The sequence below is a fragment of the Hymenobacter sp. 5317J-9 genome (genome assembly GCF_022921075.1).
In the GTDB taxonomy this organism is placed as follows: Bacteria; Bacteroidota; Bacteroidia; order Cytophagales; family Hymenobacteraceae; genus Hymenobacter.
Genome location: NZ_CP095050.1, coordinates 1768299 through 1782501, shown reverse-complemented (window position 1 = coordinate 1782501; position 14203 = coordinate 1768299). Strand labels below are relative to the sequence as shown.

The 14203-nt window shown below is 64.9% G+C and carries 3 protein-coding genes; all 3 read left to right on the top strand.

Features of this window, described 5'->3' with window-relative positions:
• The first annotated feature begins 131 nt into the window (after positions 1 to 131).
• Genes MUN81_RS07370 through MUN81_RS07360 form a run of 3 tightly spaced genes read left to right on the top strand, consistent with a single transcriptional unit; the run spans position 132 to position 14182 of the window.
• Positions 132 to 3647, top strand: coding sequence for a hypothetical protein (locus tag MUN81_RS07370; protein ID WP_245116405.1), 3516 nt, complete (start codon positions 132 to 134; stop codon positions 3645 to 3647).
• Between the two features lie 54 nt (positions 3648 to 3701).
• Positions 3702 to 4994: a hypothetical protein gene (locus tag MUN81_RS07365; RefSeq protein WP_245116404.1), complete on the top strand. Its 1293-nt coding sequence runs from the start codon at positions 3702 to 3704 to the stop codon at positions 4992 to 4994.
• A 23-nt stretch (positions 4995 to 5017) separates the two neighbouring features.
• Positions 5018 to 14182: a LysM peptidoglycan-binding domain-containing protein gene (locus tag MUN81_RS07360; protein ID WP_245116402.1), complete on the top strand. Its 9165-nt coding sequence runs from the start codon at positions 5018 to 5020 to the stop codon at positions 14180 to 14182.
• Positions 14183 to 14203 lie beyond the last annotated feature (21 nt).

Here is a 14203-nt window from a genome sequence, read left to right as displayed (position 1 = left end):
TGACGCCTTGTCCTTCTGCCGCGCCGAGCCCGTGTTTTCGGATGCGAGTGGCAGGTGCGGCGCGGGCCCGGGCGATGATGTAGGCTTCTCTCACTCGTCATCGCCTCTTGCCGGGGGCTGTTCTGCCAGCCGTGATAACATTCAACCAGTACCCGACTTCTGCCCTGTACTGCGCCCCGGCCGGTTCGGCCACGCTGTTTTTTTACGACCTGGGCAAGACCCTGGCGGCGCAGTTGTCGCTGAGCGACACCTGGACCGCGACGGTTGGCTACTACCTGTTCACAGACGCTGCCCCCACCGTCGACGCGGCTTTTTTGGCGGCGGTGGAGCAGGCATTCGCGGGGATAGCACCGGCGCACACTGGCTTCAGCTGGGCGAGCTGGGACAGCACGACACAGAAGCTAGGCAAGCTCATTCTGCTAAATACCAGCGCCGATACGAACGGCAACGTGTCCCTGGCCCAGGACGCCAGCATCGGGTTTGGGCGGTACCGAATGCCGTTTTTTACCGGGGGCTTTGTGCTGGGTGCGGCCGGGCGCCAGCCCTGCGCGCCCACCGACCCGGCCATGGACGGCTTCATCATCGGTTACCCGCCGCTGGACGGGCTGCCGAAGCCCGACCCGTCGAAAGACGTGCATTTGCCGCTGCTCACCGACCTCTCGGGCTGCCTGCTGGCCCAAACGCTGCTGTCAGACTTGTCAGAAGCCCCGGCCACGGGCTGGAACGTGGGGCTGCGGTACTTCTACCCTTCCCCCAACCAGCTGGCACAGGGAGAAAACGTGGTGTCGCAGCGCTTTCCGGTGCTGGCCCTGCCGCCCGGCACCCTGCTGCTGCTGCACCAAAGCTGGCACCCGCTGCGGCCCCTGGATGCCGCCCGCACCTACATGGCCATCACCGGAGAAGGTTTCCGGCTGGTGCCCGCTGCCAAAGGAGCGAACACCATTGAGCGCGTCGACCTGGCGACGGGGTTGCCGTCGACGTTCCGGAGCCTGGGCGGGCGCCAGGTCAACTTGTCGCCTTGTGTGCAATCGGCTGATTTTCCGCGTTTCGTATTCCAGCAGCTGCCCTCGGCGGAAGGCGGCGAAGCAGCTTACTACCTCGTGCCGCACGGCGAATTTGAGCTGAGCCTGCGCAGCGAGGCCGGCGCCGACGAAGTGGCCGTGGACAACCTGCTGTGCGGGCTGGCGGGAACGGAGTACATCCGGTTTCGGCCGCGCACCCAGCAGGCGCCCGGCGACCGGCTGTTGTTTGTGGCCGGGCAGCCGGCATACGCGCCGGTGTTTCCGGTCACGCAGCACTCGCTGGCCGATTATGGGGCGGCGGAGGCCGCAGCCGGCGCCCTGCTCACGCCGGCTTACACCACGGCATGGGCTTTTGTGCGGCCCGGCCCCGCAGCCACGGCCGAAGCACCCATTTATTGCTCGCAGCCCCAGGGCGCCGCGCTTTACAACCAAGCCGATACAGCCCGCCGCGGCACGCCGACGGACGTGAGCCTGCTCAGCGTGTTTGATGCGCCGTCGGCGCGCTTTGATGGCGCATTCGACGCGGCGGCGAGCTGTTTTCCGATGGTGAGCTACCAGCTGGGCCTGGCGCCTGAGGCCTGGGACGCGGCAACCCGACGGCAGTTTGAGGAACAGATTCTGAACCCGGTGCGCAAGCAAACGCTTGCCAGCCTAGCCAACATCGACCTGCGCGAGCCCGGAGCGAGCCCGGCCGTGACCACCACTCCGCAGGGCCTGCTCACCGCCGTGAACGACCTGGTGTGGGAAACCGTGCTGCTGGCCAAAAATGAGGAAGGCGACGCCAACCTGCAGTTTGGCGCCGCCGGCACGCCGCTGCCCGCGCCGCTGAAAAACGCCCTGCAAAACACGCAGCTCTTCCTGGTCGTTTCGAACCCCGACCCGGGTAAACTGGGCACCTTTCTGAATACGGTGACGCTGTCGGGCTGGCCCTTCAAGCTCAACGTGGGGCGGCGGGTGCAAGGCAGCTTCAGCAACGTGCTGCTGCTCAAGTTCCGGCCCGGCAAAATCACCGATTTGGTGAATGACACCAGCGCGTGGACCGATGCCGCCATCTTCAACACCGACGTGGCCGGGGTACAAACCTGGCTGGCCAACTACCTGACCGAAGCGGCCACTCTGGGGCAGACCAATTCCTACTACGACTACTTCAACCAGATTGTGAACAACCCGGCCTGGACCGGCATTCTGGCCCTGAAGACGGACGTGGGCCTGTCGCAGTTTCCGGAGGACCTGCGCGGCCTGCTGGGCGGCATCGACCTCAGCCACTTCTACGCCCACCACCTGGGCATTGAAATCAACTACGTGGAGCCGCTGAACGGGGTGCTCCAGATGCCCAAAAGCTCTCTGTTTGCCCTCATCAGCTACCTCGACAAGGACTACCGGCCCGCGGCCAGCGCCTACGCGCACCGCAACCGGCACGTGCCGGGCATCTTCAGCGTGTTCAACCGCGTGGAGGCGGCCGAGGCCGACGACGAGACGGCCTACCGCTACGACTTCACGGTGCTCACGCTGGAAGTGCTGTTCCAGAACTCCCGCATCAAGGATTTTACCAGCAAAATTCAGCTCACCACCAATCAGTGGTTCGGCGACAGCGCCCACAAGGAGGTGAGCAACGACAAGGGCCCGTTTGCACCCTACAACATTCTGCTGAACGGCTTTTATGAAAACCACGAAGGACACAACACCTACACGTTCGTGACGCTGAAGGACGACAGCTACACCTTCGTGCTCGACAGCCAAGTGCTGCACTCGGTGGAGTTTGCCAAGGCCCAGTTCAACACCCTGAAAGCCCAGGCCTACGACGGCAACGGCCTGGCCGCCAGCACCACGGAGCGCATTTCATCGGTTTTCACGTTTTGGGGCTGGCTCAACTTTTATCAGCTGCCGGGCTTCGACATGTTTTCCTTCGGCTCGGACAACCCCACGCAGGCCGGCAACCGCGAAGGCCTGTATTTCAGCAACCTGAACGTGAACATGGCGTTCGACCTGATACAGGACGGCGACAGCTACCGCACCGAAAAGCGCACCTTCGGCTTCGCCCCCGAGCAGATGGCGTTCGACATCAGCCTGAGCAAGCTGCGGCCCCGCAGCCTGTTCCGGAACTTCCCCCTCTCGGTGAGCGGCTACCTGGCCGGCGACGAAGACCGGCCGGTGAAAGACCTGGGCTACCTGCCGGTGAGCGCGCCCGCGGCGTTTCAGGCGGCGCCGCTGGGCAAGAAATGGCAGGGGCTGGTGTTCAACCTCAACCTGGGCAGCATGGGCGCGCTGGCGGCCAATGCCGGCTTCACGGCCCAATTGCTGGCCGGCTGGAGCCCCAAATCAAGCCGGGCCTCGGCGGCGGCCCTGCTGAAGCTGCCGGGCGTGGGCGGCGGCAAAAAACAGTTGGGCCTGCAAAGCGTGCTGAACCTGAGCATCGGCGCCTTCCGCTTCACGGCCGAGAGCGACGTGCTGAAGCCGGCGCAGTACACCCTCACCTTCAGCAACATCGCCCTGAAGTTCCTGAGCCTGAAGTTTCCGCCGGGCGGCAACACCGACCTGGTGCTGCTGGGCAACCCCACCGCCGGCGCGGGCGCCGGCAGCCTGGGCTGGTACGGCGCCTACGCCAAGGCCAAGCCCACGGGGTAGCCGTGGGCGCTACCGCTCTTTGTCTTTGCTTATCACCTGTTTACCGCGCTACCCATGAGCTACCCCCGGCTTTGCATCCACCAGATAAACATCAACAACGGCGACTGCACCCTCATCGAAGTCATCAACGAAAACAACGCGGTGGTGGGCCGGGTGCTGCTCGACGGCGGCAACTCCGACGCCTCCCGCTTTGTGGTGCCCTACCTGCAAACGGCCAACGTGATGAACACCGTGGCCCTGTCGCACTTCCACAAGGACCACTACGAAGGCCTGGAAGGCATGCGCAACGGCGAGCTGCGCACCACGGGCTACGTGGATGCCGGGGGCTACAGCCTGACCAACGTGGCGCCGCAGCCAGGCTTTGCGCCGATAGGCCTTAACCCGGCCACCGTCAACAACATTACGCCGCCCAAGGCGCCTTCGCTGTCTTACCTGCAGGCCCTGAAGGAAGGCGTGATGGCCAATGCGCCCGGGCCCTTCATCACGTCGCGCGGCACGCCGAACCTGTACCCTTCGCAGCTAGGGGTCACTTACACCATTGCCACGCTGCGCTACAATAACGTGGATTTTCCCGTTCAATTGACGTGCGTTGCGGCCAATGCGTTCAACGTCACCAATACGGGGGTGGCGCCGGCTCCGGCCGGCCGCCTCCCTTTTGGCAGCCTGAATGCGAATAATTTCTCGCTGGCTTTTGTGCTCACGTTTGGCAAGTTCCGCTACTACACCGGCGGCGACATTGGCGGCTACAGCGGCGCGCCCTGCGGCAGCTACATCGACCAGGAAACGGGCCTGGCGCAGGCGTTTCAGAACATGTTCCCCACTTCGCAGTCGTGGAGCGGCGGGCCAAACAAGGCGGGCCACATCTGCGCCATCAAGGCCAGCCACCACGGCAGCAAGTGCAGCAACAACAGCACCTTTCTGAACACCACCAGCCCCTCGGCCATTGTCACCAGCGCGGGGTCTAACCGCGCCTGGAAACTCCCCTCGGTGCCCTGCCTGCAGCGGTTTGCGGCCGACGCCATTCCGCTGGGCACCGACCAGGGCTTCTTCTTCACCAACCTCTACGACTACGGCGGGGCCAACAACAGCCGGGCCGTGGCCGAAGCGCTGTTTGGCCTCGGCGCCCCGGCGCGCCAGAACACCGCCGGGGCCAACGTGAGCATGGATTTGGAATACGGCGACATGGAAAACGGCGACCCCTCCAGCTACATGATTGTGGTGCCGCTGCGGTTTCGCTACCAGGGCCAGGTGCGCACCGTGCAGGACGCGAGCTATTTCAAAGTCGTGCAAAAAGAAAGCTATGCTGATACCGGACATCAGGTAGGCGCCTACATGTGTCACCATTAATCACGTTGCAACCGGCCCACCCGATGACCAATACCACACTTGCCAACGCCCTGAAGGCCGCCATCAGCAACGGCGAACTGGACCTGGTGGCGTTTCAGGCCGCCCAGCCAGTGGCCGCGTTGGGCGCGATGCTTAGCCTCCTCTACCCCGACGCGGCCCAGGCCGCGCTGCGCCTGGCCCTGACCGCCGCCGACATCGTGCTCGATGGCCCCAACAAGCTCACCGTGAGCGGCACCACGGCTACCGGCCAGGGCCTCTACGGCAGCCAGGATGGCCAGCCGGCGCAGCTCGTGTTTGAAGGTGCCACCGGCAACGCCGACCGCGCCACGCTCACGGCCACGCTGGCGGGCTTCAAGCTGAGCGACCTGACCGACTACGGCCTGGTGCCGGCCGATGGCACGGGCCTGGACCTGCTGGGCGCCCTGGAGTTTGGGGGCGTGGCCCTGGCCGCCAGCAGCCTCGCCAACACGCTCGACCTGGGCACCACCACCTCGGAAAACGCGCTGAGCATTCTGTCGGCACTCAACATTGAGCTAACGGAGCTGGGCTTTGCCTTTCAGCGCAAGGTGACGGGCAGCGCCGTGGACGAGCCCGAACTGAAGCTGGTGGTGTCGGGCCTGTTTGCCACCATCAACACGCGCCTGAGTATCCAGTTGCCGGTGGACGGGGCGGCGGTGGCCAACCAGTGGTACCTCAACTTCACTTCGGACCCCGATAAGGCGCCGGCCATTTCCATCGGCAACATTCCGTTTCTGCCGGCCGGCATGAACCTGGCCAGCATGCTGCCCGCCTCGCTGGCGGGGCTGGCCAATTTTGGGCTGTTGCGCCTGGGGCTGATTTTCGACGCCAAGCTGAAAACCATCACCTGGCTGACGGTGGAAGTGGGCGTGACGCAGTGGCAGATTACCAGCGGCTTCACCATCGAGCGGGTGGCGGTGCAATTGGTGGTCATCAACCCCTTCGGCAGCACCGACCGGGTGGTGTCGCCGGCCATCATGGGCCGGTTCGCGTTCGACGACACGGGCGTGAACTACCTCAGCGTGCTGCTCGCGCCCCAGGGGCCGTACTGGGAAATCCTGCTCAACGCCAACTTCGAGCTCACGGGGCTGTCGTCGGTGGCGAAGCTGCCGGGTGGTATCGACGTAAAATCCCTGGCCTTGCCGGCCGATTTCGATTCTCCGACGGCCGTCATCGAGCTCAACACCTTCCGCATTCTGTTCGACCCCAAGGCCGCCAAGCTGCAGTCGCTGACGCTGGACGTGGATGTAGACTTTACCTGGTGGCTCTGGGACGACAAGATTGGGCTGGCCAACCCGGCCGTGTTCATCAATAAGGAGCCGGAAGGCACCGTGGGCAGCATTCACGGCAGCGTGATAATAGGGCCGGTGTGGTTTCTGCTCTCGGCCGAGAAAACGGACGACGCCTGGGTGCTGAGTGGCGGCGTGGCCCCCGACATGCCCGTAAAAATCGTCGACCTCATTGAGTTTCTGGGCCTGGGCGTGCCCCAGGGCTGGGACCTGACGGTGCAGGAACTGAACCTGACGGTGAGCATCGACAGCGCAACCAGCCTGAAAACCTTTGCCTTCCGCATGGTGCTGAGCAAGGTGCTGGAAATTCCGGAACTGAACTTTTCCATCGACGAAGCCCGCCTGTCGCTGCTCAAAACCCCGACCCTGACCAGTGGCGCCATCGGCGGGCGGGCCAATGTGTTTGGGCTCGACATTGATGCCGAGTACACCTTCGGCGACCCCAAGGACCCCAACGACGGCGTGCTCACCTTCAAGCTGTGGGGCGGCACGGGCAGCATGAAGCTGAAAACGCCCTACGTGCTGACGGTGACCATTCCGGCCAACCTGTCGCTGGGCCAGCTGCTCACCTTCCTCATCAACGCGGTGCGGCCGGGCGAAGACATCACCCTGCCCGACCCCTGGAGCGTGCTCAACCAGATTAAGCTGGGCAGCTTCGGCTTTAAGATTGACTTCACCAACAAGACGGTGAGCGCCACGCTGGGCCTCGACGTGAACCTGGGCTTTGTGGCCATCCAAGAAGTGGCCCTCACCTACAGCCTGACCACCAAGGAAGTGTCGTTTGGCATCAGCAAGGGCTCGTTTTTGGGCGGTGCGGCGCCGCTGCCCAAGCCCTGGAACGCCGCCGACCCCAGCCAGGCGCCGGCCGTGCCGGGCCAGGGCAGCAAGGTGTTCGACCTGCAGTTTCTGGGCATGGGGCAGCACGTGCTGCCGGTGGGCGGCCCCAATACCAAGTCGGTGGCCGATGCCATTGCGCAGCTGCGGGCCGCCTTCAAGCCCGACGGGCAGAAAGTGCCGCCGCTGCCCACCACGCTCGAATTCAGCGCGGGCACCAACTGGCTCATTGGCACGCAGTTCACGGTGGTGCAGATGGTGGACCTCAGCATCGTGTTCTACGACCCGCAGCTGTACGGGCTGCTGCTGAGCGTGACGGGCGGCAACTTCAAAAACCTCAAGTTTGAGGTGCTCTACAAAAAGGTGAGCGACACGGTGGGCGTGTACCAGATAAACCTGGTGCTGCCCGATTTCATCCGCAACCTCGATTTTGGGTACGTGTCGGTCACGCTGCCCGGACTCAAGCTCTGGATTTACACCGATGGTGGCTTCAAGGTCGACCTCGGCTTTCCGGCCGACAACGACTTTTCGCAGTCGTTTGCCATTCAGGCGCTGCCGTTTACGGGGGCGGGCGGCTTCTACTTCGGGGTGCTGCAGAGCGAATCGGGCCAGCACGTGCCCGTGAGCAGCTGCGGCACGTTCAGCCCGGTCATCATTTTCGGGCTGGGCCTGCGCCTGGGCATCGGCAAGAGCATCGACAAGGGCATTCTGAAAGCCGGCCTCAGCCTCACGGTGCAGGGCATTCTGGAAGGCACGCTGGCGTTCTACAACCCGTATTCGTCGGTGAACCCGGCGCTGCTCACCGCTGGCGCCTGCCCCGCGGCCCAGCCCAACGAGCTGTATTACTACGTGACCGGCAACGTGGCCATCGTGGGCACGGTGTACGGCTCCATCGATTTTGCCATCATCTCGGCCTCGCTCAACATCACCGTCACCATCGGAGTGCGGCTGGTGGTGGAAACGGCCAAGGCCCTGCTGGTCACGTTTTACGCCGGCGTGTCGGTGGCGCTGGAAGTGAGCATCAACCTCGGGTTTTTCAGCATCAAAATCAGTTTCTCTTTCAAAACCACCATCAGCGAGTCGTTCCGCATCGGGTCGGACAATCCGAACCCGTTCTGGGGCAAGTCCAGCAGCCGCTTTGGCGCGCTGCGGCCCAAGACCACGCTGCTCACGCGCCTCGACGCGCCTTCGCACGACTACACCTTGCCAATTCCCATCATGAACTGGCAGGCGCCCTCCACCCTGCCCGCCGAACAGCTCGACCTGTTTTTCGTGCCCCAATACACCGTGGCGGGCCTCGAAAGCGAGGGCTACACCACCAAGCACCCGCAGTGCGTGGCCATGCTGTTTGTGAAAAACTACTTGGGCCCGGCCGACCCGGGCGGCGCCAAAACGTCGTTCACCAAGCTCGCGCGCGGCGTGCTGACGTGGGTGTTCCAAGCCTACTTCAGCGAAAAGCCCGGCCACGACCCCGACATCCTTCAGCAGCTGGTGACGCTGGAAAACCTGCAGGAAATCGGCAATTATTTCGCCCAAACCAGCGCCAGCGGGGCCCCGGAAGCTCCCTTCGGCTACGCCGACGTGCAGTACTTCCTGAAAACCTACGCCCCGCTGGTGCTGAGCCCCCCGCCCGGCGCGGGCGCCGCGGAGGAGGGCCTGGTCACGGTGTTCCCCATGATTCCGCTGCTGAAGCTGGTTTCCGACGACTACAGCGTGGATTTCGGCACCGGTCCCTTACTGGCCGACCAGGCCTACCTCGAAGGCATTCGGGCGTATTTCCGGGAGCTGGCCGTGCAGTTTGAGAACGAGGCCGAACAGCCGGACACGGGCGCCACAGCGCTTAACGAGGACCAGCAAACGCTGGCCACGTTCATGTTTACCGACTACTTTGCCTTGCTGGCGAAGCAGCTGGTGCAGTACGCGGAAGACGATTTCCGCAACGCGGCCGTGGTGGTGAAGGCCGGCGACAGCCTGGCCAGTTTGGCCCGCGAGTATGCCCACTACGGCCTCGACACGGCGGAGCTGGCGTATGCCAACCGCCTGCGCCCGCTGCAAACCGGCCGCCACCTGACCATTCGCGGGGCGCGCCACCTGGTGCAGCACGGCGAGCAGCTGGCCGACATCTACGGCCGGTTTGAGGGCCTGCACGCCAGTGCCGCTCTGGGCCAGGCCGAGCCGCTGCCGGCTGGCAGCACCATCACGCTGCCCCCGTTCCAGCACCGGGTGGCCGCGGGCGGGCCCGCCACGCTGCTGCACGTAGCCCGCGCCTACGAGCTGCCAGTGGAGCAGCTGGCCCGCGACAACGCCGACGTGGCGGACTTGTTCATTGCCGGCCGGCGCCTGGTGTTCCCGATGGCCGAGCAAATGACGGTGACCGAAATCCTCGACCGCCTCGAAACCGGCCAGCGCTACGAGCACCTCTCGGGCCTTGCTTCGCGGGTGATGCTGAGCGGCCTGCGGCCCGAGTCGCCGGTCGACAGCCCCTTCAAAGGGGCGCGCGCCAGCCTGTTTGAGCTCAGCGGCCAGCAATTCGACGCTACGAAGCTGAAACTGAACGAGGTGGTGCAGGTGCAGCCCGCCAGCGGCCAAGCCATCGACTGGATAACGTTTGAAAACCCCGGCACCGAAGAAGCGCCGCCCAGCACCGGCGTGCCCGTGAGCAACGACCTGCTGCAGCTCATCCTGGACCTGGGCAGCAGCGCCTTCGACCCGGCGGCCACCTTCGAAAACCCGGCCGAGTACCGCATTCAGCAGAAGCGCTTTGCGCTCTCGACCAGCGTGGCTTGGAGCCACCCCGATGCACCGCCGCACCGCCTGGGCCACCGGGCCGCCCCCGCCGCCAGCACCCCCAGCTACCTCTGGAGCTTCCCCGACAACCTGCAGCAGTTTCTGTACCGCTACGCGGCCCTGGCGCCGGGCCTGCGCCTCTACGAGCAGCACCAGGAAAACCTGAACGTGCAGTCGGACCCGCAGCCGTTGAGCCCGGCGGCCCTGGGCACGCTGCTGAACCTGACCGTGGGCTTGATTCCGGCGCAGGGCGCCACGAGCGCCTACACCTACGCCCTGCAAGGCGTGGACGAAGCCGGCACCCGCCAGCTGCAGTACCTGCTCAACTACCTCAAGGCGGGCACCGCGCAGGAGTTGGTCATCGATACCATTCAGGTGCTCTACGCCACGCCCAAGGCCAACAGCAGCACGGTGGTGCCGCCGGGCATGATGTCGGACGGCGTGGCCAACACGGAGCTGTTTCTGCTCCAAACCAACCTGTCCACCATTTCGCACCCCTCGACGCGGGCCGGCCTGGCGCAGAGCGCCGCCACCAACCTGCTGGGCATGGACGCCTACCGCTTCCTCGAATTGCTCTGGGAATGCAGCATCGTGCGCTCGGGCGGCTATTATTTCTACTACCGTAACACCCAGGCCGGCACCGGCCTGCCCGATTACCTGTTCAACAAAACCACCACGGCGCAGCTCTCGCTGCTCATCACCTACAAGCCCGCCGTGGTGCCGCAGCCGCTGGCCGATACCGCTTTCCCGGCGCCCGACTTCCTAAACTGCTTGGTGCTGGAGCAGCCGGTGGACGTGTCCGACACGGTGCTATACCTGGAAACCCTGAGCCCAGAAGCAGTCACGCCTAGCGCTTTTGACCCCATTTTCCAGGAGAAAGTGGCCACGGTGCTGCCGGGCACGCTGGCGCTACAGTTGCTGCGGCCTAACCCCAATGCCCTGCTCTATCACCAGTTGAGCGGCACGCAGCCGGTGCTCAAGCAGCTGCAGGAGCTGTTCAATCTGCTCGAATACAACATTGCCGGGCCGGCGGCCGACTTCGCGGCCACGCGGCCGGCCCTGCCGCTGGGCCCCACCCGCGACGAGCAGCCCGACCCCAACCCCGACGCCAGCTTGCTGGTGCCGCAGGACGTGCCCGCCGATTGGCGCTACCACGCCGTGGTGCCCGCCTATCCGTTTGCGAAAGCCAGCGTGAGCCCGCCCGCCGGCCTCACGGCCAAGGACCCCTACGGCGGCACCGGCAAAACCGTGCGGCTGGATTTTAACATGCTCGACATGTTTGGCAACCGGCTCGACCACCAGGCCCCCACCCTGCCGGAATCCGCCGGCTGGCCCGTGCTGGAACGCCCGCTGCGCTACACCGACAACCTGATTTCGCTGGCCGGGCTGCCCAACCTGGCCGCGGCCTACCGCATCGAGCCCGGCTTGGACGGGGCCCCCGCCAAGCTGCGCCTGGCCCTGACCTTCTACGCCAGCCGCTACGCCGACGCCAACCTGAACGGCAAAAATCAGAAGGCCCTCAGCGACCTGGAAGTGTACAAAACGGCGTTTTTCCAATGGTCGCAGCCCGATGTGGTTTTTGCGCTAAGCTGTTCGCTGCAGCAAGGTGCGCTGGTGCCCGATGCGCCGGCCGGGCCGGTGCTCACGGCGTTCCTGGGCAACATCTGGCTGCTGTTGCATGAGCTGGTGAAGGAACCAGATAGCCTCCTCGCACCCGACAACCTGACGGCCAGCCTGAGCGCCGACGTGGCTGCCAACAACCCGCTGGATGTTTTCCCGCTGACGGTGGAGCTGGCCGTGGCCCGCACCGCTAACATCGACCCGCAATTTGCCCAAGTGGCGGCCGTGGCGCGGGCCGCGAGCGCCGTGCCGCCCGACATCGACCACGCCAGCACCGAGGGCGAGCTGCCGCCCATCCGCCGCTTTGCCACCGAGCTGGAAAAAGCCTTCCCCGGCTTGAAAGCCGGCACCGGCCTGCCCGCCCAGCCGGAGCAGGTGAAACCCGCGCACCTGCCGCTGCCCGAAGGCGAGGAGCCCAAAGCCCGCCCCGCCGACATTTGGCTGGTGCGCGTGGCGGCCACGGCCAGCGCGCCGGGCCTCTACTTCCAGCTGGCGGCGGGTGCGCCCAACTACTTTGCCCCCAAGCCGCTGTCCGTCACGCTGCTGTCGCGGCCCGACCAGCGCCACCCGAACCCGGTAAGGATTTATCCTTACGCCACGGGCACGGGCATCAATAAGGGCCTGTACACCACTCAGCACTTCAGCGGGGTCGACATCGAGAACATGGCCCAGCAGTTTCTGGCGGCGCTGGATTTGGTGCTGACCTCCAGCTTCAGCGTGCCGGCCTGGATTGTGGACCAGGAAGGCGGCAGCGCGGCCGGGCATCCCTTCCAGCAGCTGCTCGACGCCAAGCGCCGCATTGCCAAAGCCATTGCCAACACCGTGACCAGCGTGCTGACGCCGGTGCTGCTGCCCGGCTCGCCGGAGCAGGTGCAGGCCGCCGAGCAGTTTGAGCAGCAGCTGCTCATCCAGCTGTCGAGCGCCTATACCATTCAGACCATCATCCAGAGCCCGGTGGCGGTGCAGTCGCCCTATGCCCCCGACCAGGCCCCGCAACTCTTTGGTAAAGCCGTGGACGCCGGCGGCGGGGCTGCCAACGCCAGCCAGCCCGACTACGCTTTCTCGGCCTCCAAAGTGGCCCTGCCCAACACCGGCAGCTCCTACCTCACCTGGATGTTCGACACCACGCGCCTGGGCGAGTTCAGCAGCCTGCGCATTGCGCTGGACTACGAAATCACGGCCTTGGAGCACGATTTCACCTCGGTGGCGGGCATCGACAACTACCGCGGCTCGTCCTGGATTTCGTTCATCAACCCCTTCGTGGTGGCGGGCAACACGGCTTCGGCACCGCTGTTCGACCTGGACATTCCGGTGCCGCTGCGCGCGTATCCGCCGGCGCCCTCGCTCACGGGGCAGGACTTTGCCGCCGCCGTGCCGCAGTTTGGGCAGCAGCCCGACCCAAAGCCGCTCACGCTGGAAGACGCCGAGCAGTGGAGCTACCTCTTCGACTACAACTTCAATGCGGCCAGCCAGGACATTGTGTACGCCAACCTGCAGCTGAACTACCGCGACCCCGGCGCGCTGTTCCGCACCGCGCAGGACGACGTGCCCGATTTGCTCGAAGCCCTGTTGCAGTTCAACGCCGTGTACCCGGCCATTGCGGCCGATTTGAACCAGTACCTGGCCGGACCGGAAATTGACCCAACCAACGCCCTGCCGGCCCTGCAAGCCTTCGCTTGGCTGGCCGGCCGGGCGGCCAACGCCTGGGGCCTGTGGCACGAAAACGAGCAGCGCCTGCGCAGCCGCCTGCAGGCCCTGCCAAAGTCGGAGTTAAACTACCGCATCTCGCAATACGAAAACCAGCAGAAGGCTTTGGAAGTGAAGCTGGAGGACATCACCACGCCGGCCGACAGGCCCAACAGCCCGGCGCCCAAAACGTATGCCCTGCCCGCCATCGGCATCGCCGGCTACACCGCGGCCCCGGTAGAAAAAGACGGAGCTAAATTCTTCACCTACACCGCCACCGAACCGCCGCACGCGCCGCTGCTCTGGAACCAGCGCAACTCGGTGCCCCAGCGCCGCGTGACGCTGCCCGGCCTGCATATTCTGGCCGAAGAAACGGCCTGGTCGGGCATTTACGTGACGCGTAACGAGTGCCTGCAGAAAGACCCCGGCGGCAACTGCCTGGGCAATACCAATCCCGATTTCATCTACCGCACCCCCATTGTGCGCTTCGTGAACGTGCAGGTGCCGCTGCTCGACCCGGCCGGCGAAATCGCGCTCACGTCGCTGGTGACGCCGGCCGGGCAATACCCCCTGAGCACCTACCTGGCCGCTTTTTTCGGGCAGCTGCCGGCCGAGCGGAGCATCAAAATGGATGCCTCCTATACCTACCCCCTCACCGAGGACGGCCTGCCTACCGACGACCCGCTCACGGTGACCGTGCCGGTGCTGCTGTTCCCGCCCTACCTCTTCAAAGGCGCGCCCGACTGCGACCCGGCCAAACCCAACTCACTCACGGCGCAGCTGGCGGCAGCCATCAATGCCTGGGTAAGCCAGCAGGTGCCCGCCCCGCGGCAAAAGCTAGGCAAGCTGGTGTTCAGCTTCGAGCTGTTTTCCAGTCAGAGCGAAGCCAAGCTGCCCATCCTGCGCCTACGGCAGCTCACGCTGCCCCTGGCCGCCATCACCTTCCCCTCCTGATTCATCGCTTTTCCCATCCTC

Coding starts and splice junctions, on each gene's coding strand:
- MUN81_RS07365 (WP_245116404.1), top strand. CDS start 3,702: ATGAGCTACCCCCGGCTTTGCATCCACCAGATAAACATCAACAACGGC.
- MUN81_RS07360 (WP_245116402.1), top strand. CDS start 5,018: ATGACCAATACCACACTTGCCAACGCCCTGAAGGCCGCCATCAGCAAC.